We start from the raw sequence: 26960 nt of genomic DNA on the forward strand, positions 1-26960 counted from the left end.
TAGAATCTATATGCCAGGAGAGGTTCGATGACGGCAGATCCGATGCCGACCCCGCCCGCCGGCGACGGCGACGGAGAGGTGACGATCATCCTGGACCGAAAGAAGGTTTCGGTGCCGCAGGTGGCGAACGAAACGCTGCTGGAGAGCGCCCGGCGGGCGGGCCTGTCCCCGCCGTTCTCATGTGAAGCCGGAAACTGCGGCACCTGCATGGGCAAGCTGGTCACCGGCCAGGCCACCATGCGCGTCAACGACGCCCTCGAACCCGATGAGGTCGAAGAGGGATACATCCTCACCTGCCAGGCCGTTCCGGAGACCTCATCGGTCAGCGTCACCTACGACGAGTGAGCCGTACGCGGGCCGACGCTGCCGTGTTCGTCGACGCGTGGTGGCGGCCGGTAGTCGGGTCGGTAGCCCGCGACGCGAATGGGACTGCCCACCAACCGGAAATCGCCCGCCGTGACGACCACCTCGGGTGTCGCCTCCAGCGCCTCGGGCAGCGTCCGCACCGCGGCCACCGGAATCCCGAGTGGACGTAGCCGCGCCTCCCAACTGGTTGCGGTGTCGGTGGCCAATGCGGCTGACACCACGGCCAGCACCTCGTCACGTCTGGCCGCGCGCTCGGCCATCGTCGGGAAGCCCTCGATGCCGGCCTCCGCGCAGAAGGACTGCCAGAACGCGTCGTGGGTGATGAACAGCGCCAGATATCCGTCGGCTGTCAAGAAAAGTTGCGCCGGAACGTAATACGAATGCGCGCCCATGGGATAGCGCAGCGGTGGCGCACCGTCGTTGAGATAGGCCGACGCACGGTAGTTCAGCTGCGACAGCATCACGTCGCGCAGCGACACGTCCACCTGACCGCCGCGGCCCGACACGATCTGGGCCAGCAGACCCAGCGCCGCCGCCAGCCCGGTCGAGTTGTCCGCCGACGAATAACCGGGCAGCGTCGGCGGACCGGCCGGGTCGCCGGTCATCATCGCGACACCCGTCGCCGCCTGGATGACGTAGTCGAACGCCGGGTCGTCACCGCCGTCGAGGCCGAAGCCGGTCATCGCCACGCAGACGATGCCCTCGTTGAACTGCCGAAGCGACTCGTAGGTCAGCCCGAGCTTCTTGATCGCCGACGGCTTCATGTTCACCAGCAGCGCATGGGATTCCGCGACAAGCTCACCTAGCCGCTGCCGTCCGTCCGCCGAGCGCAGATCCAGTACGACGCTCTTCTTGTTGCGGTTCAGGCTCGCGAAGTAGCTGTCCGATACCTGCCGGGAGATCTCGCCGCCGGGCGGCTCGATCTTGATCACCTCGGCGCCGAGATCGGCCAGCAGCATCGTCGCGTACGGACCGGCCAGCATGACGCCGACTTCCAGGATGCGGATACCGGCCAGCGGTGCGGTCACCGCACCGCCTTGGCCAACTCCGCGATCACCTCACGCGTCCGGTACTTGGACGCGATCAGCTCGTCGCGGTTGTCCCCGATCGGCAGCAACCGCACCGACAGGTCGGTGACACCGGCATCGGCGAACTGTTTGAAGCGCGCGAGGATGGCGTCTTCATCGCCTGCCGCGCAGAGGTCGCCGACGTTGCGGGCGTCGCCGCGGTCCAGCAGCCGCTGGTAGTTCGGTGACGTCTCGGCCTCGGCCAGAATCCGGTTGGCACGGTCCTTGGCCGCATCGATCTCCGAATTGGCACACAAGCACACCGGGATACCGGCCACGATGCGCGGCGCCGGGCGGCCCGCCTCCGCGGCGGCCTTGTTGATCTTCGGCGCGATGTGCTCACCGATGGCCTTCTCGTCGGCCATCCACAACACGGTGCCGTCGGCGCGCTCACCGGCGATCTGCAACATCACCGGCCCCAGCGCGGCGACCAGCACGGGCATCGGCGACTCGGCGCCGAGCACGGTCGGGTTGTGCACCGTGAACGTGGCGTTCTCCACGTCGACGTCGCCCGGACCCGACAGCGCCGCGTTGAGCACCTCGAGATAGTCGCGGGTGTAGGCGGCGGGCTTGTCGTAGGGAAGGCCGAGCATGTCGCGCACGATCCAGTGGTGCGACGGTCCCACACCCAGCGCCAGCCGGTTGCCGACGCCGGCATGCACCGACAGCGCCTGGCGGGCCAGCGCGATCGGATGTTGCGCCTGCAGCGGCACGACGGCCGTGCCCAGCTCGATGCGCGACGTGCGGCTGCCCATCAAGGTAACCATGGTCAGGCAGTCGAAGTCGTTGGGCACCTGCGGCATCCACGCGGTGTCCATACCGGCGGCCTCGGCCCACTCGATGTCGTCGAGCAGCTTTTTGACCTTGCGCGTCATATCGCCGCGCTCGGCCCCGATCATCACGCCGAGCCGCATGTCAGTTCCCCCTCCGGGAGTTCAGCACCATCAGCTCTCCACCTGAGAGCCGGCGGTCAGCTTGCGCACCTCGTCGACGAGTGTGTCCAGCGCCGTTCCGGTGGGAAAGACCGCGGCCGCACCGGCTTCGAGCAGTTTGGGCACGTCTGCTTGCGGGATCGTGCCGCCCACGACGACGGCGATGTCGCCGGCATCCGCTGCGCGCAGCGCGTCGACGGTGCGGGTGGTCAGCGCGACATGCGCGCCGGAGAGGATCGAAAGTCCGACCAGCGCAACGTCTTCCTGCAAGGCGATCGACACGATGTCCTCGATGCGCTGCCGGATCCCGGTGTAGATCACCTCGAAGCCGGCGTCGCGCAGCGTCCGCGCGACGATCTTGGCGCCGCGGTCATGGCCGTCCAGGCCGGGTTTGGCGACCAGCACGCGGACCGGGTTCGGCGCAGGGGATGTCATCAGAACACCACCGGCTGCTGGAACTCGCCCCACACCGACTTGAGCGTGGACACCATCTCACCGACGGTGCAGTAGGCGTTGGCGCAGTCGACCAGCTTGTGCATCAGGTTGTGATCGCCTTCCGCCGATTTTGCCAGCGCCGCAAGGGCTTCCTTCACCGAAAGGTCGCTGCGCTCGGCCTTCACCTTGGCCAGCCGCTTGAGCTGAAGATCGCGCCCCTCGGCGTCGAGTTCGTAGGTGGCGATCTCCGGTGGCGGCTCGTCGGCGACGAACTTGTTGACGCCCACCACGGGACGCGCCCCCGACTCGATCTCCTGGTGGATCTTGAACGCCTCGTCGGCGATCAGGCCCTGCAGGTAACCGTCCTCGATGCAACGCACCATGCCGCCGTGGGTTTCGAGATCGTGCATGATCTCGATGATCTTCTCCTCGGTGGCGTCGGTGAGCGCCTCGACGAAATAGGAGCCGCCGAGCGGGTCGGCCACCTTGGTCACGCCCGTCTCGTAGGCGAGGATCTGCTGGGTCCGCAGCGCCAGCGTCGCCGACTCCTCGCTTGGCAACGCGAACGGCTCATCCCAGGCCGCGGTGAACATGGACTGCACACCGCCGAGCACCGAGGCCATCGCCTCGTAGGCGACCCGCACCAGGTTGTTCTGAGCCTGCGGCGCGTACAGCGATGCCCCGCCCGACACGCAGCCGAACCGGAACATCGACGCCTTGTCGGTGGTGGCGCCGTAACGCTCACGCACGATGGTGGCCCAACGCCGCCGTCCCGCACGGTATTTGGCGATCTCCTCGAAAAAGTCGCCATGCGTGTAGAAGAAGAAGGAGATCTGGGGGGCGAACTTGTCGATCGTCATCCGGCCGCGCTCGACCACGGTGTCGCAGTACGTCACACCGTCGGCGAGGGTGAACGCCATCTCCTGAACGGCGTTGGCCCCTGCGTCGCGGAAGTGCGCGCCCGCCACCGAGATCGCGTTGAACCGGGGCACCTCTGCCGCGCAGAACTCGATGGTGTCAGCGATCAGGCGCAACGACGGCTCCGGTGGCCAGATCCACGTGCCGCGCGACGCGTACTCCTTGAGGATGTCGTTCTGGATCGTGCCGGTGAGCTTCTCGCGCGGCACACCCTTCTTCTCCGCGGCCGCGACATAGAAGGCCAACAGAATCGCGGCTGTGCCGTTGATCGTGAAACTCGTGGAGATCTGATCAAGGGGTATGCCGTCGAACAGGATCTCGGCGTCGGCCAGCGTGTCCACGGCGACCCCGACACGGCCGACCTCCTCGCCGTACTCCGGGTCATCGGAGTCATAGCCGCACTGGGTCGGCAGGTCCAGCGCCACCGACAGCCCGGTGCCGCCCTGATCGAGCAGATAGCGGTAGCGGCGGTTGGACTCCTCTGCCGTCCCGAACCCCGAGTACTGCCGAAACGTCCACGTCTTGCCGCGGTAGCCGCTCGCGAAGTTGCCGCGGGTGAACGGATAGGTGCCCGGCGCAGGCGGGTCCGCCGCCCGGTCCCCGGGGCCGTAAACGGGCTCCAGCGGGATCCCGGACGGGGTCTGTACTGGCTCGCTCATCACTGGATAACGTACTTGCAAAAAATGAGAATGCCAATACCGAACGGGGCAAACGCGCACGGAGTGAGGCCGACACGCGACCGGTCGTCGCACACCGAAGACCCGATACACAGCGGTTATGGCACTTGCGTAAAATGAGAACGCCACTACCGGCGCCAGCAGCCGTCGCGTAGCATCGAGGCCGGCCATCCGAGGAGGTCCATGTCCACCCTCACAGACCGCACGCTCGTCATATCCGGCGGCAGTCGCGGCATCGGGTTGGCGATCGCGCTCGCGGCCGCCCGACGCGGCGCGAACGTGGTGTTGTTGGCCAAGACGGCCGAACCACATCCCAAACTGCCCGGCACCGTGCACACCGCGGTCGCCGACGTCGAGGCCGCCGGCGGCAAGGGCGTCCCCGTCGTGGGTGACGTCCGCAAGGAAGAAGATGTGCAGCGCGCGGTCGACACCGCGGTCGAGCGCTTCGGCGGCATCGACATCGTCGTCAACAACGCCAGCGCCATCGCCACCGAACCGACCGAGCAGCTGAGCGCCAAGAAGTTCCACCTGATGATGGACATCAACGTCCGGGGTACATTCCTGCTCACCAAGGCGGCACTGCCGCATCTGCGCAAATCGGCCAACGCGCACGTGGTGACCTTGGCGCCGCCGCTGAACATGAGCCCGCACTGGCTGGGCGCGCACCCCTCCTACACGCTGTCGAAATACGGGATGACGCTGTTGTCGCTGGGCTGGGCGGCCGAGTACGCCGACCAGGGCATCGGTTTTGCCTGCCTGTGGCCCGAGACCTATATCGCCACGGCCGCGGTGACCAACCTGGCCGACGGCGCGAACCTGGCAGCCCGATCGCGCGACCCGCAGATCATGGGTGACGCGGCCGTCGAGATCCTGTCCCGCCCGCCCACCGCCGTCAACGGTCAGTGCTACATCGACTCCGCTCTGCTCGCCGAGGCAGGCGCCACCGACCTCGCGCGCTACGGCGGCGGGGACGATCCCATCCTTGATATCTTCGTCGACAAATGAGCATCTCCCTCCTGCTCGAGATGGCGTCCTCGAGCGACCCCGACCGAACCGCCGTGGTGTCAGACGAACTACGCCTGACCACAACCGAGCTGAGCGAGCTCGCCGACGGCGGCGCAGGCGTGATCGCCGCCTCCGGCGCCTCCCACGTCGCCTATGTCGGTACCGGCGGTTTCATGTTGCCCCTGTTGCTGTTCGCGTCCGCGCGCGCGGGCGTGGCGTTCACACCGCTGAACTACCGGCTCAGCGCCGACGGGTTGCGTGAGCTGATCGACCGGTTGCCCGCCCCGCTGGTGGTCGCCGACAGCGAGTACCGCGACGCCATCGCCGGCGCGGGTAAGCAAGTGATCGACGCCGCCGAGTTCGTCACCGCTGCCCGCACCGCCGAACCCGCCGCAGAGTTTCCCGATCCTGACGACGTCGGCGTCGTGCTTTTCACCTCCGGGACCACGTCGCGGCCCAAAGCCGTTGAGCTGACGCACAACAATCTCACCAGCTACGTCACCGGCACCGTCGAGTTCGCGTCGGCGGAACCCGCGGACGCCGCGTTGATCTGCGTGCCGCCCTACCACATCGCCGGCGTGGGCGCCGCGCTGTCGAACCTGTATGCCGGCCGAAAGATGGTCTATCTGCGCCAGTTCGACGCACACCGGTGGGTGCGGCTGGTGTGCGACGAGGGCGTCACGACCGCGACCGTGGTGCCGACGATGCTCGACCGCATCGTCACGGCGCTCGAAGCCGAACCGACCGAACTGCCCACCCTGCGCAACCTGGCCTACGGCGGCTCCAAGGTCGCCCTTCCGTTGGTGCGCAAGGCACTTAACCTGCTTCCCAACGTCGGGTTCGTCAACGCGTACGGGCTCACCGAGACGAGCTCGACCATTGCCGTGCTCTCCCCCGACGACCATCGCGCCGCCCTCGACGCAGCCGACGACGCCGTTGTGCGCCGGCTCGGTTCGGTCGGCCAGCCCGTGCCGGGAATCGAGGTGCAGATCCGCAGCGAGAGCGGCGAGGTGCTCGGGCCCGGCGAGACGGGCGAGCTGTTCGTCCGCGGGGACCAGGTGTCGGGGCGCTACGCGGAGATCGGCTCGGTCCTCGACGCCGACGGCTGGTTCCCCACCAAGGACATCGCCATGCTCGATGACGCCGGTTACCTGTTCATCGGCGGCCGCTCCGACGACACCATCATTCGGGGTGGGGAGAACATCTCTCCGGCCGAAATCGAAGACGTTCTCGTCGAACATCCGCTGGTGCACGATTGCGCCGTGGTGGGACCCGAGGATCCCGAGTGGGGCCAGATCATCGTTGCGGTGGTGGTGCCCGCCAGTACGTCCGATGGCCGGGCGGACCCGGACCCCGACGAGCTGCGTGAGTTCGTGCGGCGACAGCTGCGCGGGTCCCGCACACCGGACCGGGTGGTCTTCCGAGACGAACTACCCACCAACGCGACGGGCAAGGTGCTGCGCCGCGAACTGGTCGACGAATACTCGCAGACAAGCGCGAAAAACTAAGGAGCCGAACATGATCAAGAACGGCACACGACTGCAGAGCCAGGTCTGCGACACCCAGGTGATCGTGGTGCGCAGCGCCGACAGCCTCGACGACCTCCGCGCCGGCGGCGTCCCGATGATCCCGCTGGACGGCGAAAAGGATGCCGGCGCCGCCTTGGACCCCGAGTTCTCCGAGGGCAACGCGATGGGCAAGCGCTACGTCGACGACAACGGCGCCGAGGTGCTCGTCACCAAAGCCGGCGCGGGCACGCTGAGCGTCGGCGCGACACCGCTGTCTCTCAAGGAAGCCAAGCCGCTGCCCGCGAGCGACTGATACCTTCCACTTTGTGAGGCCACGCCGCCTGCTCGCCCGCTACGCGGCAGGCCTTACGTTCGCCTATCTCCTGACGGTCGCCGAGGTCATCGCGATCGTCTTGGCCCTCAGCGGTGGACGCGCCGCCACCGTTGCCAACGTCGTCACCGCGGCGCTGCTCATCTGCATCGGCACCGCGACCGTCCTCGTCGGGGCGGTGCTCATCATCAAACCGTCCCTGCGCTGGCTTCGCGAGAATCGTCAACCGACCGAAACCGAACGCCAGGCGACCCTCAAGACGCTGCGCCGCCAGTCGGCGATCACCGTCGCGCCGTGGGTGCTCACCGCCGCTGTGCTGATCCCCTTGAACCTCCGCGCGGGCACCGAGGTTCAGGTAGTCATCGCATCGGCCATGCTGTTCGGCGCGCTTGCCACGTTGTGCACCGGGTTCCTGTTCACGTTGCGCACCCTGCGTCCGGTGTTGGCCGGGGTGTCACCGGATGCGACGACGCGGAGGCTGACCGCGCCCGGCGTGCGGGCCCGGCTGGTGCTGATGTGGACGGTCTGTACGGCCCTGCCGGGGTTGGGCATCGCGCTGCTGGTGGTCATGCAGTCACGCGGTTGGATCATCGAGGCGACCACCCCGATCGACCTTGCGCTGCTGGTGTTGGCACTCGTCGCGGTGGTCCTGGGCCTGCGCTCGTTGATCCTGACCTCGATGTCGATCTCGGATCCCGTTGGGGAAGTCGTGCAAGCCATGGCCGAAGTGGAACGCGGCCACATCGACCGGTCCGTCGCCGTCTATGAGTGGTCCGAGATCGGGCGACTGCAGCGAGGTTTCAACAGCATGGTCGCCGGACTTCGCGAACGCGACCGGCTGCGGGATCTGTTCGGCCGTCACGTCGGGGAAGAAGTCGCGCGCCGTGCCATCGACGCCGACGAATCGTTCTCGGGTGATGAGCGTGAGGTCACCGTGCTTTTCGTCGACCTGGTGGAGTCGACACAACTGGCGGCGACGCGTGAACCGCACGAGGTGGCCGAAGTGCTCAACGACTTCTTCCGGATCGTCGTCGACGAAGTCGACGCCCACCACGGTCTGATCAACAAGTTTCAAGGTGATGCGGCGCTTGCGGTGTTCGGGGCGCCGCTGCGCATCGACGATCCGGCGGCGGCCGGCCTGGCCACCGCGCGTTCCCTGCGGCGCCAACTGCGCCGTCTTCCAGTGGACTTCGGCATCGGTGTCTCGGCGGGACCGGTGTTCGCCGGCAACATCGGTGGACAGAACCGCTACGAGTACACGGTGGTAGGTGACGCGGTCAACGAAGCAGCCCGGCTGGCCGACCTCGCCAAGGAGTACCAGAGCCGGGTGTTGTGTTCGGCCGCGGCGCTCGAATGCGCAGGTGAGGTCGAGCAAAGGCATTGGGCGACAGATCATTCAGAAGTGCTGTTGCGGGGCCGCACGTCTCCGACACAGCTATGGGCGCCGAAAGGGAACGATGTCTGCGACTGATACCCCTGCGACAACCTCCCCGATGCGGGTGGCGTTCGCCAGTTTCATCGGCACCACCGTGGAGTTCTACGACTTCCTGATCTACGGCACGGCCGCCGCGTTGGTGTTTCCGAAGCTGTTCTTTCCGGAGGCGTCTCCCGCGATGGGACTGCTGTTGTCGTTCGCGACGTTCGGTGTCGGCTTCGTCGCCCGTCCGCTCGGCGGCGTGGTGTTCGGCCATTTCGGTGACCGGGTGGGCCGCAAGAAGATGCTGGTGTACTCGCTGCTGCTGATGGGCACGACGACGGTGTTGATGGGCTTGTTGCCGACCTACGCCCAGATCGGCATCGCCGCGCCCATCCTGTTGACGCTGCTGCGCCTGGTGCAGGGCTTCGCGGTTGGCGGGGAGTGGGGTGGCGCCACGCTGATGGCCGTCGAGCACGCGAGCGCGGACCGCAAGGGTCTCTACGGCGCCTTTCCGCAGATGGGCGCGCCGGCGGGCACCGCGACCGCGACGCTGGCGTTCTTCGCGGTGTCGGGTCTGCCCGATCCGCAGTTTCTCGCATGGGGTTGGCGCATCCCGTTTCTGGCCAGCGCCGTGCTGATCGCGATCGGCCTGGTGATCCGGCTTTCGATCACCGAAAGCCCCGATTTCGATGTCCTGAGGCAGCGTTCACAGGTGGTGCGGATGCCGATCGCCCAAGCGTTCCGCAAGCATCCCAAGCAGATTCTGCTGGTCGCCGGCGCCTATCTGTCGCAGGGGGTGTTCGCCTACATCTGCGTGGCCTACCTGGTGTCGTATGCGACGAGGGTGGCCGGGATCGACCGCACCGCAGCACTTTTCGGGGTTTCGGTCGCTGCAGTCGTGGCCGTGGTGACGTATCCGATGTTCGGTGCGCTGTCGGATCGGGTGGGCCGCAAACCGGTCTTCGTCGCCGGGGTGGTCGCGATGGGGCTGTCGATCTGGCCCGCGTTCACGTTGATCAACACCGGCAGACCGGCGATGTTTCTGGCCGCGCTGTTGTTGGTGTTCGGCTTCGCGATGGCGCCGGCGGCCGGTGTCACCGGGTCCTTGTTCAGCCTCTCGTTCGACGCCGACGTGCGCTACAGCGGGGTGTCGATCGGCTATACGCTGTCGCAGGTGGTGGGTTCGGCGTTCGCGCCGACGATCGCCACCGCCCTGTACGCCGCGACGCACACCAGCAACGCGATCGTCGCCTATCTCGTGGTGGTGTCGGTGATCTCGGCGGTGTCGGCGTGCTTTCTGCCCGGCGGATGGTCGCGCGCCTCACGTCACTCACGCAACTCACACAACGGCGTCGAACTCGACGTGCAGGGCGGTCGGTCCGCTCATGCCGAGTAGCGGCTTCCACGGCGCCTGCCCGACGCGTCGCACGTTCGGTATCCGGCGCGCCAGGATGGTCAGCGCTTCGGCGAGTTCGCGGCGGGCCAGGTTGGCGCCGAGGCAGTAGTGCGCACCGCCGCCGAACGTCAGAATGGCGGGAGGGTCGCTTCGGGTGATGTCGAAGCGGGTCGGATCGTCGTAGATCGTCGGGTCCCGGTTGGCGGCATAGGTGTTCACGATGATGAACGTGCCTGCGGGAAAGGTGTATTCGCCGAGCGTGACGTCGTCGATGGCACTGCGCACGGTGCTGCACATCGACGGGGAGTGGCGCATGGTCTCCTCGACGGCGTGCATCGCCAGTTCCGGGCGGTCCTGAAGCAACGCCCACTGGTCGGGGTGGTCGCAGAGCACCTGCATCGACGCGGCCAGTTGACTTCGGGTGGTGTCGGTACCGGCGACCAGGATGCTGAACGCCAGCATACGCAGTTCACCTTGGTTGAGCCGGTCGCCGTCGTGCTCGGCGCGGATGAGTTCGGATAGCAGGTCGTCGGTGAGTCGGTCCCGCCGGCGTTCGATCATCTCGTCGATGTAGTCGTCGAACTCACCCCACGCCGCCAAGATCACCGGCTCTTCTGCGGCGAGGTCACAATCGAAGCTGACGATCTTGAAGATGTCCTCGGCCCACCGCGAGAAGTGTTGCCAATCTTCGGGTGGCGCACCGAGTAACGCGCAGATCACCGGAATCGGGTACGGCCTGGCGATGTCGGCCACGAACTCGCATCCACCATGGTTGGCGACTCGGTCGATGAGCTCGTTGATCACGGCGTGGATGGTGGGGTCGATGCGCGCGGTGCCGCGCGGTGTGAAGGCCTTCGACACCAGGCCGCGCAGTCGCCGGTGCTCGTCGCCATCCATGTTCAAGATGCTGCGGGTCACCCTGTCCCACAGCGGCCCCGACCTGATCCCGTGGGCCGACAGGTGGATGCCTTGCGGTATCCCGAACCGCGGGTCGCGAAGCACCGTCCTGGCCAGCTCATACGAGATCACCTCGGGGCCAATGGGCCCCAATGCGATCGGCGCGACCTGTTGGGCGGCCCGGAACTGCGGATAGATCTGTTGCGGCGTGGCGGTGAGGTCGTAGTCCAGCGTCGGAAGCCCGGCCTCGAAGACACTGGGTTTCGCGGCCCCGACCGTCATGGCTTTCTCCTCTGTGCTGGCGCTAAGTTGCTGCACCGAGCCGCAACGGCAGTTGCGGCAGCGTGCAGGTGGCCGACGGCCACGTGATCTCGGGGGTATACCCGGGCGCCAGTTCGAAATCCGGTATCCGGCGCAGCCATTCGCTGACGACGATCTTCAGCTCCATCCGGGCCAGGTGCGAACCGAGGCAGCGGTGCGGTCCGCCGCCGAACCCCCAGTGCTTGTGCACCTTGCCGTCCATGACGAGGTCGTCGCCGGAGGTGGCGTCGCTGCCGTCGCGGTTGATCGCGCCCAGACACAACCTGACTTCCGCTCCGGCCGGCAGCGTCACGCCGGCGACGGTCACCGGTCGGGTGGTACGTCGGCCCATCGTCGGCGCCGGCGGCTCCAGCCGGATCATCTCCTCGACGAAGCCGTCGATATCGCTGGGCTTTTCGCGAAGCTGCTCGCGCAGTTCGGGACGCCGGGCCAGCTCGAGGATGGTGAAGCCGATGGCCGAGGTGACCGTGTCGAGCCCGGCGAGAACGAAAACCAGCGAAAGCCCGGTCGCCTCCTCATCGGTCAACGGGTCATCGCTGTGCAGCAACTGCGACAGGATTCCGTCCCGTGGTTCGCGTCGTTGCCGGTGCACGGCCTCGGTGAGGTAGGAGAACAACTCCGCCGCCGGGGTCAGGTCGACGCTGGTCGGGTCCTTGGCCAGGCTGACGGCGATGATGGCGTCCTTCCAGGCGATCAGCCGCTCCCGGTCCCCGAGCGGCAACCCGAACAGGGTGAGGAACACCTGGGAGGGGTAGGGCGTGGCGAGGTCGGCCATGATCTCGCACTCGGTTCGGTGCGCGATGTCGTCGATGATGCTGATGGCCTGCGCCTGCAACGACGGTAGGACGGTGCTCAGTTTCTGTGGGCTGAAGAACGGATGCAGGATGCGGCGGTAACGCGTGTGTTCGGGCGGGTCGAACCCCAGCGGCGCCATAGGCACCGGGCTGATCATGTCGTCATAGCTGGTTTGGGACGAAAAGGTCTCGTAATCACGCAGCGCGCCAAGGACATCCTCGCGGCGGGTGAAGTAGTACGAGTCGTCGCCGTACAGCACCGGTCCGAGGTCACGAAGTTTCGCCCAGCCCGCACCGCGGTCGTGGGCCATCGGCAGGTCTTCGTAGCGGACTGGGGGCGGCAGGTTGGCAGAGATGTCGGTCATGTCACGTCCGTTGCTAGGAGGGTGATTGGCAGGTTGAACACAGAGAGGTCGATTTCGTCGAGATAGGAGCCGTCGCCGGAGAAGCTTTGGCGAAACCGGGTGACCGCGCCGTACCGGTCGGTCACCGCCTCGGCTGCTGCGGCATCGGGCACCCGCAGCACCACCGTATACACGCCGTCGCCGTTTGCGGCCAGAAAGTCGTTGACCGACAACGCCACCGACGCGGTGGACCCCGGGATGGGGCTGATCAGTTCGAGCCCGCCGTCCCAGTCCAGTTGCACGGTCACGCCCAGCTCGGTCAGATCGGCGGCGTTGAAGCTGAAGCCGAGCTCGGTGAACATCCGGGCGACGTCGGCTTGGCGTTCGGTGGCGACGGCGAAGACCACGTGGTGCAGCCGCGAACCGCCGTCGCTCATCAGCGCACCAGACCGCGCGGTCGAACCAGGCCGAGGTCGTGGTGGGTGAGCCAGCCCGGCGGGGCGTCACAGACGTCGGGGATCGTGTTGATGGCGCCCATCGCGGTCCAGTCGTAGCCCGGGTGGACCATCGTGCCGTCCGGCCCCTCGACACCCTGCAGGGTCAGTTCGGTCGGCGGGTCACCTTCGATCACGATGCGGTAGCGGGTTTTCCCCCAGTCCCACGGCGGGTCGAGTTTGTCGGGGCCCGCGGTCAGATAGATGGCGTGGTAGACGATCCGCGGCTTGCCATCGGCCCAGGCGGTCCACTCGTGATGCTGGGCGGCCACGGTGCCGCGCGGGATGGCGCCGAGTTCGTGCGGTATGTCGTCGGTCGAAACGGCCGCGCGCAGATCGGCTTTCACCTCGTCGATATCCATCCCGAGGCCGTCGGCGACCATGTGCATGGATTGGGCGAAGAATGACACGCCCAGGCCGAGGATCGTTGGCTCGGAGAGGAACTTGTCGCGCTCCTTGCCGAACCCCATCCAGTCGATGTGGTCCAGGGGCGCGTCCGTGAGGACGTTGACGACTTCGTAGACCTGGATCTTGTCGATCCGGCTGACGACGCGGGCGAGGGTGAGCGGCAGGATGTCGCCCGCATAGCCGGGGTGGATGCCGCCCGCGGAAAACGATGTGCCGCCGTCCTGGCAGGCGGCACGGACCTTATCCCCCGGCTCGCGGAAATCATCTGTGGGATAGAACAGGCCGCTCGTGGTGACGACGTTCTTGCCCGAGCGCAGGAGCCGGCAGACGGTGTCCACGTCCATGATCACCGGTGTGTAGAACACGCAGTCGGCGTCCAAGGCGATCATCGATTCGACGTCGTCGGTGGCGAGCACCCCGATCGGTGGGATGCCGGCGATCTCTCCGGCGTCCTTGCCGACCTTGTCCTTGTCGTGCACCAGAACCCCGGCCAGGTCGAAGACCGGGCACTGCGCGAAATGCCGCACCCCGACCTGTCCGACGTCACCCGTCATCCACTGGATCACCCGATACGTTTTCTCAGACATGGAGGACTCCCCGCGGAAGTAGTAGTGGCAGATCGTTATACGTGGCGATGCCTGCAGGGGCCGCCACAACGGCGGGTATCGCCGTGATCGCGGGCATCGCGACGATCGACAACCCCAGCATGATGTAGTCATCCAACGTTTCGCCGACGAAGTCGGCAGGTGGCAGAAAGCTCAGCGTGGCCTTGATCGTCGGTGTGCCGCGGACCTCGACGGTGTAGCCCATGTCCAGTTCCCAGTCCGGGTCCAGTGTCTGGCCCTTGCGCCACCGGCCGCGGATCTCGATGACCTCTTTGCCCGCGACGATTCCCAACCAGGCGACGTCGACGCCGGCGACACAACCCTTGGCGATCGTCCAGTCGCCGGGCAGATGTAGATCCTCGGTGGTCTGGGCGTACGCGACGTCGCAACGCACCTCGTCGAGTTTGACTCCGAGTGCGTCGGCGACCAGGCGGACACCGTCGCCGAAGATGGCTGAACCTTTCTCGGTGATCGCGGGCAGGTCCGGCTGGTCGACGGGATAGCCGAAGCCCATCGGCTTTTCGGTCGCCGGCGAGTTGTAGATCGTGGTGTCGATGGCCTCGGTGACGCTGACCTTTTCGACGCGCTCCGACAGGCCGGCCGAGACGATCGCGAAGAGCTGGATGAAGCCGGGGTTGATGCCGCTGCCGAAGACGGTCGATCCGCCCGCTCGGCACGCGTCGAGAATGCGGTCACGGCCCGCACCGAGGAAATGGCCGGTGATGAACTCCGAGGTGGACACGATATTGATGCCCGCGCTCAAGATTCGGACCATCTCGTCGACGTCGGCGAACATCGGGTTGTACACCACGCAGTCGGGCTGGAGCGCGAGCAGGGCTTCGACATCGTCGGTGGCGGTTACGCCCAAAGCCTCGATGCCGCACAGCTCCCCGACATCGCGGCCCACCTTGTCCTTCGACCACGCGTAGCAGCCGACGAGCTCCAACTGCGGGTTGAGTGCGACCGCACGCACGGATCGCTTGCCGACGTTGCCCGTCGTCCACTGCACGATGCGGTAGGTCATGCCACAGACCGCTGCGCCGGGGCGAAAACCACGGGCACCGAGCGGAATCCCCGGGTGACCGAGCTTCCGTGGAAATGCGGTTGACGGCCGGGGTCGAGGCGGAAGTCCGGCATGCGCGCCAACACCTGCTCGAGGCCGACCTGCAGTTCGAGGCGGGCGAGGTTGGACCCCAGGCAGCGGTGCACGCCGGCGCCGAACCCAAGGTGCCGGTTTTCGCGGCGGTCGAGGATGCACCGGTCCGCATCGGGGAACACCTGTTCGTCGCGGTTGGCCGACGCGTAGTTGACGATGACCGATTCCCCGGGGCAGAACGTCTGCCCGTTCAGTTCGACCTCGTTGGCGACCGTGCGCGGGATTCCGTGGATCGACCCGCCGAAGCGGATGATCTCCTCGACGGCGCGGCCCAGGATGTCGGGCTGGGCGATGAGACGGTCGCGCTCATCGGGGTTGGTCGCCAGATAGTGGAAGGCGAACGACATAGCGCTGGCGGTGGTTTCGAGCCCGGCCTGCACCAGCAGCATCGCATTGGCCACCACGTCGCCGAACGGAAGCCGCTCGCCGTCGATCTCGGCCGTCAGCAGCACGTCGATCATGTCGTCGCGCGGCGATTGGGTGGCGCGCTCGCTCACCCCGTCGTGCAGATGTTGATACAGCCCGCCCCAAGCGGCCATCCGGATCTCTTCGGTGTCACCGTTGAGCGCGGAGTCGGTGAGCTCGACGCACAACGGGACGTCCTCGATCGGCATGCCCAGGACATACTTGAAGAAGACGATTCCCGGCTGGCGCCACGCCACATCGGCAAGGTCACCGCTTCCTGCTTCGATGAAACCGTCGATCAGCCGATCGGTCTCCTCGCGGATCTGCGGACGCAGCGCCTTCATCCGCGCCGGCGAGAAATACGGGTTGAGCACCTTGCGGAACTTCTGCTGGCGCGGGGGATCCAGGGTGATGACCAGATCGCCCGCCAACTGCTCACTTGCCTCCGGTGTCGGATTGCTGGAGAAGTGTTGCCAGTCCTGCAAGATCCGGTAGCACTCCTCGTAGCGCACGGCCACCCAGGCTCCGCCGGGGGTCGCGCTGAGAAACGGCGTGTCGGTGTGGGCGAACGGTGACGTCCGCCGCATCACCGAGTACACGTCGTAGAGGAAGTCGTTGTCGTTGAAATCCTCGTGGCGCAAGTCCCAGTTGCGCGCGTGCTCTTCGGGTCGCTTTGAACTCACTGAGCCGAATCTTCTTGCTGCTGAGCGGCCTTGCGCGCTTCGCTCTCTTCGTGAATCCGCACGAGCTCACGGAACCCGATCCGGTCGTACTTGGGCACCGGCTGGATCCCCCACTCGTCCTGTGCGGTGTCCTTGCCCTCGGCCCCCTCCGGGGGACCCAGCGGCGGATACGGAACCTTGCACTCGAGGGTGTCGTCGGAGTAGCGGACCTTGAGCAGGCCGCTGCAGATCTCGGTCAGGCTCAGCGTCGGGTACCCGTACCACACCGCCATGAACGGCAACGTGAACGCACCCTCGATGACGAGGGCGATCAGGCAGACGAGCACCGCGCGCTTGATGTATTTGTGCATCCGCGCGTAGTAGGGCGTTGTGCCGGGAGGCAGGTCCTCGGCGGGGTCCTTCTCGTCGGTGGCCGACGAATCCGATGGTGACGTCATGAGGTGCTCCTTAACCTGTTCAGTCGGAGAAGATTTCGCGGTTGACCGTGTGTAGGTACGGGATAGCCAGGAACGGCGTGATGTAGAAGATGTCGTAGATCCACCAGCCGATGACGGGGAACAGAACACCTGCGTAGCGCACGTCGGCGTACATCGTCATGTTGAACACGTACGCGCACCAGATGACCACGCCCATCCAGCAGGTGATGATCATCCACTGGTGGCCCCAGCGCTTCATCTGTAAGAAGCCGATCGCTGCGGCACAGCGCATCGCGAAGACAGTGAGGATCAGGCCGGCGACGTAGGCCTTTTCGCCGGGCACCGCGGAACCGCCCACCCATGGTTCGTTGTAGTGCCAGAAGTACGCGGCGTCGAACATGTGGCCCCACCCGATCATCAACACCCGGTTGATCAGCGTGTGGTTGGCGACCAGGTCCAGCGCCCAGCCCAGGCTGTTGAGCATGCCGTCGATCAACACCAGGTATCCGATGAGGGTGACGATCATCGGGCGCACGGACAGGCCGGCGCGGGCAGCCTGCCGTTGCAGCCAGACCCCGCGCATGAAGATCGGGAACCCGATGAGGCCCGGCGCCCACATACCCATCAGCCCGGCGCCCACGATCATCCATTTGTCGGCTCGGCGTTGCGCGACGCGCGATTCTTCGTGGTGATCCTCGAGACTGACTGTGGCCGTAGCGCTCACAGCGACCACCAACCACGTTCAAACGACATGTAGAGCTGGATGAGGAACATCGCGAGCAGATAGCCGTAGATGACGATCTGCAGGATGATGAGCGCCTTCTTGCGCTGCTTCTCCTTGGGGTCCATCGAAACTCCCTTCTCAGTGCGGCTTGCTCGAGTTGTCGGCGGCGGCCAAGCTGGCCACGGCCACTTCGCGTAGACCGTCGGTCACCGCACCGTCACTGGACAACGGCGCGAGGATGCAGGCTTCGGCGGCATCCAATTCCGTTGCACCCGCGGCGATCAGGTAGGCGGCGGTGACCAGGACGCGGGTGGACGGGGGCTCGAAGTGAAACGCCTCGTCGGCGGTGCGGATCGCGGTGGCGCACGCGACGAGCCGCGTCGCCGTCTGCAGCGGGATGCCCGTCTCGGCGACGATGACCTCGGCCTCACGTTCAGGCGGAAGGTATCTCATCGGCAGGGTGACGAACCGCTGCCGAAACGACGGCTTGAGTTCCTTCAGCGAGCTTCGGTATGCGGGGTTGTACGAGCACACGAGCATGAAGGTCTCCGGCGCCTGGACGACTTCGTCGGCCCGGTCGAGATAGAGCGTGCGTCGGTGGTCGGTCAGCGAATGCAGCACGGCCAGTGAGTCATGACGTGCCTCCACCACCTCGTCGAGGTAGCAGATCGCGCCGGCCTTGACGGCCCGCGTCAGCGGTCCGTCGGTCCACACCACGTCACCTCCGGTGACCATGAACCGGCCGACGAGATCCGAACTGGTCAGGTCGTCGTGGCAGCTGATCGTGACGACCGGTCGGCGCAGCAGCACCCCCATGTGTTCGACCAACCGCGTTTTTCCACAGCCCGTCGGCCCGGTGAGCATGACGGGCAGGCGCTGGTGGTAGGCCTGCTCGAACAACTGGACCTCGTTGCCGTTCGAGTAGTAGGTGTCGGTGGTCATCGGTGCTTAAAGCTCCCTCGGGTTGGTGGTGCGGTCAGGCGGCGACGAGTTCGCGGTGGACGTGGGCGAGCACCCGTGGCAGGTCTTCCACGCGCCGGATGCGTTGGGACCGGCGAGGTCCGAAGACCTCGGGAAGTGGGTCGACGCGGGTGGGCCCGACACCGACGTAGTACATCGAGACGCCCGCGTCGTTGGCCTCCTCGACCGCGTGCGCCGCGTCGGCCCATGCGTAGCGGCCTTCGTATCCTTCGTCGGAGATCAGGCCGTCACCGATCACGATCAGCAGCCGACGTTCCGACGGTTGCGCCAGCAGGCGGTTCGTCAGGTGCCGCAACGGTGCCCCGAGCCGGGTATAGCCACCGGCCGACAGGCCGAGCCGGCTGGGCGGAACGAAGCGCCGGTCCTCGAAGTCCTTGAGGCAGTTGACTTCGACCCGGTGCCGGGTGTTGCCGGTGAACACGAAGATGCCGTGGCGTTCGCGGGCCAGTGTCATCGCGCGTGACAGTGCGTCGGCACAGGCCAGTTCGAGTTTGAAGACCCGACCGCCGTGTACCCCCAGCGACGAACTGCCGTCCAACAGCAGCGCGGTGGTGACGTCGCGGCTGCTGGGCAGCAGCTCACGAAAGATGCGGGGTTCGATGGCCTCGCCGGTCGTGAGGTCGATGTAGTGGTTGACATACTGCTCGACGTCCAGGTCCGAACCGTCTTCGAGGCGGTTCTTCATGGCACGGTGGGTGTGTTCGGTGAACCACTTGCGTAGATCGGCCGACACCGTTCCGGGTTGCCGGTTGCGGCTGGCGTGCGCGCGTTCGAGCACGGCGACGTGATCGGCCATGAAACTCTTTGTCCAGGCGTTCCATTCCGGATAGGGAATGCCGGGCCGGTGATCCGGGGTGAGATCGAGGTCGTTGTCCTGGGGGCGGCTGGGCGGAGGCAGGTTGGGGTTGCGGACTCCGCCGTCGCCGCCGACCGGAACGGAGTAGGGCCGCGGCAGCCGCTTCTGGGTCGTGGTCCACGGCATCCGGCCGAAGCTGCGCCGCAGCTTGTCCGACAGGCCCTGCGGCACCGTGTAGGCCAGGGGCAGCCTGCCCACGACGGCGGGGACGTCGCCGACGGGATAGCCGTTGCGCGTCAACGAGATCGCGTGTTCCAGCATCGCGTCGGCCGTCATATCCTCGGGCAGTACCTCGAGATCGGGCAGCAATCGCTGCGCCTCGACCATCAGGCCGGGCCAGTTGGCCGCGACCCAACCCAGCGCGACGCCCGCTTCGACCAGCGTGAGCGCGCGAAGTTCACGCGCCGTGAGTTCGTTGAGGCGGAAGTGGGCGAGCCGCTCCTTCGACGGTGAACACTGCAGCGCAACACCGAATGTCAGGGTTCTGCGGGTCCAGTCGCGCGCCAGGACCGGATACGGCACCAGCACGTGATCCAGCCCCGCGTTCAGGCTGAACTGGCGATGCTCACCGGTCACCAGGCGCACGCCCTCGCGGCGCTGTCCGCTGAGTGCGACAGCGGTGACCGCGCAACTGCGTTCGACCGCCAATGCGTGAGCGTCGGACAGATCAGTCATGGCTGGCCTAGAACGTGCCGAGGCTGGAGAACATCCAGTACCAGAACCAGATGACCAGCGCGGCGCCACCCCACGCCCCTACGTAGCGCAATATCTCCCATATCCAAGCCCACACGTCGATCTCCTCGGTTGTTGTGTCGTCGGCAGTGCGAACCGGTCATCGCACTTCCAAGCCGCGTACGGCGGTCGAGACCAATTTGGTCAGCATGGTGTCGCGGGTGTCCGGGTTGTCCGTGGTGGTCAGCACGCCGTAGATACCGAGCAGGAAGAACGTCGCGCTGTAGAAGGCGTCGACCTCCGGATGGACTTCGCCGTCGCCGCGGCCGCGTTCCAGTTCTCGGACCAGCAGGACGATCACCGGGTGGTCGGTCCATTCGTCCTTATGAGGCCGTGTCGGCGAAAAGTGCAGTGCCAGCAGTTCCTTGAAAAGCACCGGCCCGAACCGGCGTTCCAGGTCGGTGACCAGATCCACCACCGCGGTCAATGTGGTGACGAGATCGTGGCGGTGCTCGAGGAACTCGGCGAACTCCGTCGCGATGCGCGCCTCTTGGCGGCTCTCCAACTCCAGGAGCACATGCTCCTTGCTGGGGAAGTGGAAGAAGAACGTGCCGTGCGCAACACCGGCCGCCGCCGCGATCGCGTTGACGTCCGCGCCGGCCATACCGGACTTCGTGAACTCGGTGATCGCCGCGCCGAGGATGCGTTCGCGCGTCTGCAGCCGTTGCGCTTTGCGCGCCGACGCCTTCACCTGTGCGGTCATGGTTCGCTCTTTGTAACGCATCTGCTGACTGAAGTCAATGAGTTCAGTCAGTCGAGATCAGTCGGAGAAGATTTCTCTGTTCACCGAGTGCAGATACGGAATGGCGAGGAAGGGGGTGATGTAGAAGATGTCGTAGATCCACCAGCCGACGACGGGCAGTATCACTCCGGCGTAGCGGACGTCGGCGTACATCGTCATGTTGAACACGTACACGCACCAGATCACCACGCCCATCCAGCAGGTGATGATCATCCACTGATGACCCCAGCGCTTCATCTGCAAGAAGCCGATGCCCGCCGCGATGCGCATGCAGAACACCGTGAGGATCAGGCCGACTTCGAGCGCCTTCTCCCCCGGCCCGGCCGCACCGCCGATCCACAGTTCGTTGTAGTGCCAGAAGTATCCGGCGTCGAACATCGCACCCCAGCCGTTCAACAACACTCGGGCCAGGATCGTGTGATGGGCCACCAGGTCCAGCGCCCAGCCGAACACGTTGATCGCGGCGTCGACGATGACGCAGTATCCCAGCAGCGTCACCAACATCGGCCGCACCGACAGCCCGTTGCGATGCGCCCTGCGCAGCAGCCACACGCCGCGCAGGAACAGGGGTAGCCCGAAGATCCCGAGCGCTGCGGTGCCGATGAGCACGCTGCCGGAGATGAGCCACTTGTCGGCCTGGCGCTGTGCCAGCCGTGAGGCCTCGGCGTGTTCGTCGAGCCCGCTTACGGTTGCGGTCATCGCGGGCGGATTCACAGGCACCTCCTGAAACCGGTAAGTGCCATGAGCTTGTCAGTGCGGTTGACTCAAGTCAACCAGTCAGCGGACCTCGATGCCACGCAATGTCCTGGCGATGTAATCGTCGAGCATCGCGCTCTGGGTGGGCCACTCGGACGTGGTGGTCAACAAGGCGTACAGACCGAGCAGGAAGAACACCGCGCTGTTCATGGGATTGACGTCGGGGGCCACCCGACCGGCCTGTTGGGCGCGTTCGATCTCCTGGGCCACCCTGACGATCACCGGGTGTTCCTGGCTCTCGTCGGCAGGCCGGCTCTGCGAGAAGTGCAGGGCGAGAAAGTCTTTGAACAGTACCGCGCCCAGGCGGCGTTCCAGCCCCAGTACCAGCCGAACAGCCTCTTTGAGGATCGCAGGCAGCGTGCGCCTGGATTCCGCGAACCGGCCGAGTTGTTTGGCGATGCGCTCCTCCTCGCGCCGCTCCAACTCGAGCAACACATGTTGCTTGGTCGGGAAGTGAAAGAAGAACGTGCCGTGCGCAACTCCGGCGGCGGCGACGATCGCGCCCACGTCGGCCTCGGCCATCCCCGCCCGCTTGAACTCGGCAATGGCCGCACCCATCAGCCGCTCCCGCGTCTGTAGCCGCTTGGCCTCACGTGCCGATGGCTTGTCCACCACTGCCATACGTCGACGATATCAACACTTTCCTCGACTTGACATTTATGGTTGACTGCGGTCAGTTTCACAGAGGAGGCCCGATGGCGTTGGAGCAGTTCAATCTCGACGGGCAGGTGGCGATCGTCACCGGTGCGGGCAAGGGTGTGGGTCAAGGTATCGCCACGGTTCTGGCCGAAGCGGGCGCGACGGTGGTCGGCACAGCGCGCACCGAGTCCGACATCGTCAACACGATCAAAGGCATCGAGGATTCTGGCGGTAAAGGACTCGCCCTGGTGGCCGACGCGATCAGCCGTCCAGACGGCGAACGTGTGGTGAACACGGCGATGAATGAGTTCGGGCGCATCGACATCCTCATCAACAATGTGGGTGGTTCGACGTTCGGCTCGTTTCTCGACATCACCGACGAGGACTTCCGGCACACCTTCGACTGGTGTGTCACGTCAGCGTTCATCATGAGTCAACTCGCCGCCCGTCACATGATCGAGGCCGGACACGGCAACATTGTCAACATCTCCTCGGGATCAGCACGTTTCGGCATCCGCGCGCTTACCGCGTACTGCGTCGCGAAGGGTGGGCTCGAAGCGCTCACCCGGGCGATGGCCCAGGAGTTGGCGCCGAAGATCCGCGTCAATGCCATCGCACTCGGCTCATTCGCAACCGAGGGACTGCAAAGCGGCCTCGATATGATGCCGGGGGCACTGGACACGATGCTCTCGCTCACTCCGCTGCATCGGCTCGGTGACGTCGAGGATCTCGGTCGGCTCTGCGTCTACCTATCGACCAAGGACTGCTATGCGACCAACGCCATCTTCCACGTCGACGGCGGAATAGACTCGAACAACCTGCCGCTGCCCATCCCCGACTACTGATCGAGGCTTGAAATGCGAAGAGTGGTCCAGTTTTCCACCGGCAACGTCGGACAGCACTCGTTGCCCGCGCTCATCGGGCGGCCCGATATCGAGCTCGTCGGTGTGCACGCCGCCAGCCCCGACAAGATCGGCAAGGACGCGGCCGAGCTGTGCGGGCTCAGCGAACCGACCGGCGTGATCGCGACCGACGACATCGACGCGCTCATCGCGCTCAAGCCCGATTGCGTGGTCTACACCGCGCTGGGTGAGACCCGGCCGATGGAGGCGATCGAGGAGATGGCGAAGTTCCTCGCCGCGGGCATCAACGTCGTCGGCACGTCGATGGTGTGGTTGGTGACACCGAATCAGGCCGACGACTGGCTGCGCAAACCATTGGAAGAGGCCTGCGCAGCAGGTGATTCGTCGCTCTACGTCAACGGCATCGACCCCGGCTTTTCCGGTGATACCGCGCCACTGGCCGCGTTGAGCCTGGTGACCCGCGCGGAATCGGTCACCGTGGCGGAGGTCTTCGACTACGGCAACTACGACGACTACGAGTACACCGGCACCGCAATGGGTTTCGGTGCCGCTCCCGGCGACGAGCTGCCGATGGCGTTTCAGCCCGGCGTCATCACGTCGATCTTCGGCGGGCTGGTGCGCAACCTCGCCCGCCATCTCGGCGTCGAACTCGACGACGTCCGCGACCGCTACGAGCCGTGGTACACCGACAAACAGATCACCTGCAAGCTGATGACCGTCGAACCCGGCGGGTTGGCCGGGATCCGGTTCGCCGCAGAAGGTGTGCGCGGCGGAGTTCCCGTGATCACCGTCGAGCACACCACCCGGCTCACCCCCGCCGCGGCACCGGACTGGGAGTATCCGCCCGAGGGCCACTCCGGCGTACACAAGGTGATCGTGGAGGGCGAGCCGCGCGTCGAGGTGAGCACCCTGCTGTCACACCCGACGCTCGACGTCACCGAAGCCGGCTGCGTCTCCACGGCGGCGCGTGCCGTCAACGTGATCGACTGGGTGTGCCGCGCCCCTCAGGGAATCATCGCCGTCGAGGACATCCCGCCGGCCGAGATGGTCCGCGGGCTGATGTGGTGAACAGCCTCGTACCGCCCACCGTGCGCCAGGCGCGCTGGCTGATACTGGGCGGCATATTCGCCATCGCGATGGGCGCACTACGCGGTTACGCCTTCTTCACCAACGGCGGGCTGATGTTCCTGCTGATGGCTGTGGCATTCCTGGCCATCGGCGTGGCGTCGGTTCTGGCCTCGATGCAGCGGCTCAGGCTCGGCGATCCACCGCGCGGCGAGGCAGACCGCCGCTGATCCATCACGCCTTGGCGAGCTGCTTCTGCTGGTAGAGGCGCGCCCACTCCTTGCGCGGACGGATCGACACGTCGACATCAGTGGCCTTGGCACGCAACGCCCCAACCGTGGCCTGCTCGCGCGGGGTGCGCGCGAACGGGTCCCAGCCGAAGAACCGACACGAGTTCTGCCAGGTGATCTTGTTGATGTCGGAGTCGTCGGCACCCGCGGCGTTCAGCTCGGCCAGCACCTGCTCGGGGGCATCGGGCCAGAAGCAGTCCGAGTGCGGGTAGTCGCACTCCCAGGCGATGATGTCGATACCGATCTCGTGACGCAGCTTCAGCGACGTCTTGTCGGTGACGTAGCAGGCCAGCGAGTGCTCGCGGAACACGTCGGAGGGCAGCTTGTCACCGAAGTCGCGGCGCAGCCACTTCTGGTTGGTGTAGTGGCGGTCGCTGCGGTCCAGATAGAACGGGATCCAACCGATCCCGCCCTCGGAGAACGCGAATTTCAGGTCGGGGTAGTTGCGCATCGCCGGCCCCCACAACAGATCCTGCGCACACATCGCCGACACCTGGGTGGCCAGGATGATCAGGTTGTCGATCGGCGCGTTGGGCGCCATGCTGATCGCGCCGAACCCGGTGCCGATGTGCAGACACATCACCACGTTCTCCTCGGACAAGGTGCGGAACACCGGGCCCCAGTAGTCCTCGTCGTGGTAGCTCGGCAGCCCCTCCAGATGCGGCAGTTCCGGCATGGTGACCGCGCGGCACCCCTTGGCGGCGACGCGGCGGATCTCGTTGCACATGCCCTCGGGCGTCCACGTCGGCAAGATGGCGATCGGGATGAACCGGTCCGGGTAGGACCCGGCCCACTCGTCGATGTGCCAGTCGTTGTAGGCCGACACCATCACCAGGGTGACGTCCTCGCGGGTCATGTTGAGGTGGCGCGCCGAGAACCCGGTGAACGTCGGGAAGCACATCGAGGCCAGGATGCCGTTGCGGTTCATGTCGCGGACCCGCTCGTGCACGTCGTACACCCCCGGGCGCATCTCGGCGAACCCGGCGGGGTCGCGGCCCCACTCCTCAGCCGGCCACGACACCACCGCGTTGAGCCCGCTGACCCCCTGCGGGCGGCCCTGATACATCCACTGGTCGACGCCCTTGTCGTCGGTCACCACGATCGGCGCCTCATCCTTGTACTTCGCTGGCACGTGCCGCAGGAACATATCGGGGGGCTCCACGACGTGGTCGTCAATGCTCACCAGGATCAGGTCGTCAGGTCGCATACCTTCGCTCATACCCCAGTAGTACCTTCTTCTGGTGTGACCGTCTCTGCGCGATCGGACAGAGTATTGACTGAATCGGCCAACGAGGCCGCCACCTCCGCGCGTCGGGTCATCGACCTGCGCCGCGGCGGCCATGCGCTGGGCGGCAGCTACCTCTACCACGGCGACGCGCTGATCACCGGGTGGCACTCTCACGACGTGCACCAGATCGAATACGCCGTCGGCGGCGTCGTCGAGGTGGAAACCGACTGCGCGCACTACCTGCTGCCGCCGCAGCAGGCGGCATGGATCCCCGTCGGCCTGGACCACCAGGCGACGATGAACCCCGACGTGCGGACCGTCGCGGTGATGTTCGACCCGCGGTTGATTCCCGACGGCGGTGACCGGGCGCGGATCATCGCGGTCTCGCCGCTGATCCGGGAGATGATGCTGTACGCGCTGCGCTGGCCCATCGACCGTCCGGATGGCGACGACGTCTCCGACGGCTTCTTCCGCACCCTGGCCCATCTGGTCAGCGAAGCGCTCGACCACGAGGCGCCGTTGAGCTTGCCGACCTCCGAGCATCCGATCGTCGCGGCGGCCATGGCCTACACCAAGGAGCATCTCGACACCGCCACCGTCGAAGACGTCAGCCGCGCCGTCGCCGTATCCGAGCGCACCTTGCGGCGACTGTTTCAGGACACCCTCGGAATTCCTTGGCGGACATATCTTTTGCACGCGCGGATGCTGCGCGCCATGGCGTTGCTGGCCGCGCCGGGTCAGTCGGTGCAAGCGACGTCGTCGGCGGTCGGCTTCGACAGCCTGAGCGCGTTCACCCGCGCGTTCACTCAGTTCTGCGGCGAGACGCCGACGACATATCGCAAAAGAGTTGGTAGCGAACGGCTTTAATCGCGGATCTGTCCGTCACGCAGCAGGCCGTCGACGGCGTTCTGCCAACGCTGCAGCTGGGTGGGCGTGGTGAACGGCTCGGGCAGATGCCGCTCGATGTGGGCACGCAGGATGAAGGTGCCCAGCGCCAGCACGAGCGGGTTCAGCATCGCCCACGTCGGGTCGAGATCGGGCCGCGTCAACCCCAGCTCGCTGCGCTGCTGCCACCGGGCGGCGCCCATGGCCGCCAACGCGTCGAACAGCTTGCGGCCCAGCGCGCTGCCGTCGGTCAGGGCACGCCCGACGTAGTCGACGACGTCTGGGTGCTCGTTGACCAACTGGGTCACCCGCTGCCCGATATCGGAGATCGAATCGTCCGGCGGTTCGGGGACCGGCTCCGACAGCGTCGCGTTCACCACCGACATCACGTAGTCGTCGACGGCCTGGATCAGTCCGGCCTTCGTCGTGAAGTGGTGCTGCACCAGGCCGAGGGACACCCCGGCGGCCGCGGCGACCGTGCGCAATGACGTCATCGCCGTGCCGGTCGTGGCAAAGGTGCGCAGCGCCGCGTCACGGATCTTCTCGACGCTCGACCGTGTGCTCGGGCCGGCGGTGATCGTCACCGTGACAGCTTAGCAATACGCCTGTATCGTCGATTCCGAT

General features: G+C 66.1%; 30 protein-coding genes. 10 read left to right on the plus strand and 20 right to left on the minus strand.

Going from position 1 to position 26960, the window contains the following annotated elements; genetic code table 11:
- Nucleotides 1-27: 27 nt before the first annotated feature.
- Nucleotides 28-345 (plus strand): 2Fe-2S iron-sulfur cluster-binding protein, encoded by a 318-nt coding sequence (locus tag ABQE93_RS25215; protein WP_448411507.1) that lies wholly within the window; start codon nt 28-30, stop codon nt 343-345.
- Here the strand turns inward: ABQE93_RS25215 and ABQE93_RS25220 are convergent.
- From ABQE93_RS25220 to ABQE93_RS25235, 4 genes are read right to left on the minus strand one after another with little or no spacing between them, the layout of a single operon-like run.
- Nucleotides 333-1394: a CaiB/BaiF CoA transferase family protein gene (locus ABQE93_RS25220; protein WP_448411509.1), complete on the minus strand. Its 1062-nt coding sequence runs from the start codon at nt 1392-1394 to the stop codon at nt 333-335. The two genes, ABQE93_RS25215 and ABQE93_RS25220, sit on opposite strands and share 13 nt — an antisense overlap.
- The gene (locus ABQE93_RS25225; protein WP_448411511.1) at nt 1391-2347 is read right to left on the minus strand and encodes an LLM class F420-dependent oxidoreductase; all 957 of its coding nucleotides are present in this window, start codon (nt 2345-2347) and stop codon (nt 1391-1393) included. Before ABQE93_RS25225 ends, ABQE93_RS25220 begins: the two co-directional genes overlap by 4 nt.
- 30 nt (nt 2348-2377) lie before the next feature.
- On the minus strand, nt 2378-2800 hold the full coding sequence (locus tag ABQE93_RS25230; RefSeq protein ID WP_448411513.1) for a cobalamin B12-binding domain-containing protein: 423 nt from the start codon (nt 2798-2800) through the stop codon (nt 2378-2380).
- The gene (locus tag ABQE93_RS25235) at nt 2800-4377 is read right to left on the minus strand and encodes a methylmalonyl-CoA mutase family protein (protein ID WP_448411514.1); all 1578 of its coding nucleotides are present in this window, start codon (nt 4375-4377) and stop codon (nt 2800-2802) included. The genes ABQE93_RS25230 and ABQE93_RS25235 overlap by 1 nt, the downstream gene beginning before the upstream one ends.
- Nucleotides 4378-4578: 201 nt before the next feature.
- Here ABQE93_RS25235 and ABQE93_RS25240 point away from each other — a divergent pair, with 201 nt between their 5' ends.
- The 5 genes from ABQE93_RS25240 to ABQE93_RS25260 are packed head-to-tail and all read left to right on the plus strand — an operon-like array spanning nt 4579 to nt 10052.
- Nucleotides 4579-5400, plus strand: coding sequence for an SDR family oxidoreductase (locus ABQE93_RS25240; protein ID WP_448411516.1), 822 nt, complete (start codon nt 4579-4581; stop codon nt 5398-5400).
- Nucleotides 5397-6908 (plus strand): class I adenylate-forming enzyme family protein, encoded by a 1512-nt coding sequence (locus ABQE93_RS25245; RefSeq protein ID WP_448411518.1) that lies wholly within the window; start codon nt 5397-5399, stop codon nt 6906-6908. Before ABQE93_RS25240 ends, ABQE93_RS25245 begins: the two co-directional genes overlap by 4 nt.
- Before the next feature lie 10 nt (nt 6909-6918).
- Nucleotides 6919-7221 (plus strand): hypothetical protein, encoded by a 303-nt coding sequence (locus ABQE93_RS25250; protein WP_448411519.1) that lies wholly within the window; start codon nt 6919-6921, stop codon nt 7219-7221.
- A 13-nt stretch (nt 7222-7234) separates the two neighbouring features.
- Complete coding sequence (locus ABQE93_RS25255) at nt 7235-8710, plus strand: adenylate/guanylate cyclase domain-containing protein (protein WP_448411521.1); 1476 nt, start codon at nt 7235-7237, stop codon at nt 8708-8710.
- Nucleotides 8697-10052, plus strand: a complete 1356-nt coding sequence (locus ABQE93_RS25260) for an MFS transporter (protein ID WP_448411523.1) — start codon at nt 8697-8699, stop codon at nt 10050-10052. The genes ABQE93_RS25255 and ABQE93_RS25260 overlap by 14 nt, the downstream gene beginning before the upstream one ends.
- On the opposite strand, the gene ABQE93_RS25265 is transcribed toward ABQE93_RS25260, so the two are convergent.
- From ABQE93_RS25265 to ABQE93_RS25330, 14 genes are all read right to left on the minus strand, one after another.
- A complete protein-coding gene (locus ABQE93_RS25265) occupies nt 9996-11231 on the minus strand; it encodes a cytochrome P450 (RefSeq protein WP_448411525.1) in 1236 nt (411 codons plus the stop codon). The two genes, ABQE93_RS25260 and ABQE93_RS25265, sit on opposite strands and share 57 nt — an antisense overlap.
- 22 nt (nt 11232-11253) lie before the next feature.
- Entirely contained in the window at nt 11254-12429 is a 1176-nt protein-coding gene (locus tag ABQE93_RS25270) for a cytochrome P450 (protein WP_448411527.1), read from the minus strand.
- On the minus strand, nt 12426-12845 hold the full coding sequence (locus ABQE93_RS25275) for a VOC family protein (RefSeq protein ID WP_448411529.1): 420 nt from the start codon (nt 12843-12845) through the stop codon (nt 12426-12428). The genes ABQE93_RS25270 and ABQE93_RS25275 overlap by 4 nt, the downstream gene beginning before the upstream one ends.
- On the minus strand, nt 12845-13897 hold the full coding sequence (locus ABQE93_RS25280) for an NAD(P)H-dependent amine dehydrogenase family protein (protein WP_448411531.1): 1053 nt from the start codon (nt 13895-13897) through the stop codon (nt 12845-12847). Before ABQE93_RS25280 ends, ABQE93_RS25275 begins: the two co-directional genes overlap by 1 nt.
- A complete protein-coding gene (locus ABQE93_RS25285; protein WP_448411533.1) occupies nt 13890-14939 on the minus strand; it encodes an NAD(P)H-dependent amine dehydrogenase family protein in 1050 nt (349 codons plus the stop codon). Before ABQE93_RS25285 ends, ABQE93_RS25280 begins: the two co-directional genes overlap by 8 nt.
- Nucleotides 14936-16159 carry a cytochrome P450 gene (locus ABQE93_RS25290; RefSeq protein WP_448411535.1) on the minus strand — a complete coding sequence of 408 codons (1224 nt, stop codon included), beginning with the start codon at nt 16157-16159 and terminating at the stop codon, nt 14936-14938. The genes ABQE93_RS25285 and ABQE93_RS25290 overlap by 4 nt, the downstream gene beginning before the upstream one ends.
- Nucleotides 16156-16596: a hypothetical protein gene (locus ABQE93_RS25295; protein ID WP_448411537.1), complete on the minus strand. Its 441-nt coding sequence runs from the start codon at nt 16594-16596 to the stop codon at nt 16156-16158. The genes ABQE93_RS25290 and ABQE93_RS25295 overlap by 4 nt, the downstream gene beginning before the upstream one ends.
- Before the next feature lie 19 nt (nt 16597-16615).
- Nucleotides 16616-17299, minus strand: coding sequence for a hypothetical protein (locus ABQE93_RS25300; RefSeq protein ID WP_448412475.1), 684 nt, complete (start codon nt 17297-17299; stop codon nt 16616-16618).
- Nucleotides 17296-17424 carry a hypothetical protein gene (locus tag ABQE93_RS25305; protein WP_268875954.1) on the minus strand — a complete coding sequence of 43 codons (129 nt, stop codon included), beginning with the start codon at nt 17422-17424 and terminating at the stop codon, nt 17296-17298. Before ABQE93_RS25305 ends, ABQE93_RS25300 begins: the two co-directional genes overlap by 4 nt.
- A gap of 13 nt (nt 17425-17437) precedes the next feature.
- Nucleotides 17438-18241, minus strand: a complete 804-nt coding sequence (locus ABQE93_RS25310; RefSeq protein ID WP_448411541.1) for a CbbQ/NirQ/NorQ/GpvN family protein — start codon at nt 18239-18241, stop codon at nt 17438-17440.
- 34 nt (nt 18242-18275) lie between these two features.
- Nucleotides 18276-19811 (minus strand): nitric oxide reductase activation protein NorD, encoded by a 1536-nt coding sequence (locus tag ABQE93_RS25315; RefSeq protein ID WP_448411543.1) that lies wholly within the window; start codon nt 19809-19811, stop codon nt 18276-18278.
- Nucleotides 19812-19968: 157 nt separating this feature from the next.
- Complete coding sequence (locus ABQE93_RS25320; protein WP_448411545.1) at nt 19969-20571, minus strand: TetR family transcriptional regulator; 603 nt, start codon at nt 20569-20571, stop codon at nt 19969-19971.
- 57 nt (nt 20572-20628) lie between these two features.
- On the minus strand, nt 20629-21309 hold the full coding sequence (locus tag ABQE93_RS25325; RefSeq protein WP_448411547.1) for a hypothetical protein: 681 nt from the start codon (nt 21307-21309) through the stop codon (nt 20629-20631).
- A 78-nt stretch (nt 21310-21387) separates the two neighbouring features.
- Complete coding sequence (locus ABQE93_RS25330) at nt 21388-21987, minus strand: TetR family transcriptional regulator (protein WP_448411549.1); 600 nt, start codon at nt 21985-21987, stop codon at nt 21388-21390.
- A 74-nt stretch (nt 21988-22061) separates the two neighbouring features.
- Between ABQE93_RS25330 and ABQE93_RS25335 the strand changes: the two genes are divergently transcribed.
- From ABQE93_RS25335 to ABQE93_RS25345, 3 genes are read left to right on the plus strand one after another with little or no spacing between them, the layout of a single operon-like run.
- Entirely contained in the window at nt 22062-22850 is a 789-nt protein-coding gene (locus ABQE93_RS25335) for an SDR family NAD(P)-dependent oxidoreductase (protein ID WP_448411551.1), read from the plus strand.
- Nucleotides 22851-22862: 12 nt separating this feature from the next.
- Nucleotides 22863-23936: an NAD(P)H-dependent amine dehydrogenase family protein gene (locus ABQE93_RS25340; RefSeq protein ID WP_448411552.1), complete on the plus strand. Its 1074-nt coding sequence runs from the start codon at nt 22863-22865 to the stop codon at nt 23934-23936.
- On the plus strand, nt 23933-24163 hold the full coding sequence (locus ABQE93_RS25345) for a hypothetical protein (protein ID WP_448411553.1): 231 nt from the start codon (nt 23933-23935) through the stop codon (nt 24161-24163). Before ABQE93_RS25340 ends, ABQE93_RS25345 begins: the two co-directional genes overlap by 4 nt.
- 4 nt (nt 24164-24167) lie before the next feature.
- Here the strand turns inward: ABQE93_RS25345 and ABQE93_RS25350 are convergent, their stop codons facing one another.
- Nucleotides 24168-25430, minus strand: coding sequence for an amidohydrolase family protein (locus ABQE93_RS25350; RefSeq protein ID WP_448411555.1), 1263 nt, complete (start codon nt 25428-25430; stop codon nt 24168-24170).
- 36 nt (nt 25431-25466) lie between these two features.
- Between ABQE93_RS25350 and ABQE93_RS25355 the strand changes: the two genes are divergently transcribed.
- Nucleotides 25467-26318 carry an AraC family transcriptional regulator gene (locus ABQE93_RS25355; protein ID WP_448411557.1) on the plus strand — a complete coding sequence of 284 codons (852 nt, stop codon included), beginning with the start codon at nt 25467-25469 and terminating at the stop codon, nt 26316-26318.
- Here the strand turns inward: ABQE93_RS25355 and ABQE93_RS25360 are convergent.
- Nucleotides 26315-26920 (minus strand): TetR/AcrR family transcriptional regulator, encoded by a 606-nt coding sequence (locus ABQE93_RS25360; RefSeq protein WP_448411559.1) that lies wholly within the window; start codon nt 26918-26920, stop codon nt 26315-26317. The two genes, ABQE93_RS25355 and ABQE93_RS25360, sit on opposite strands and share 4 nt — an antisense overlap.
- Nucleotides 26921-26960: the final 40 nt, after the last annotated feature.

The organism is Mycolicibacterium sp. XJ662, assembly GCF_053484035.1.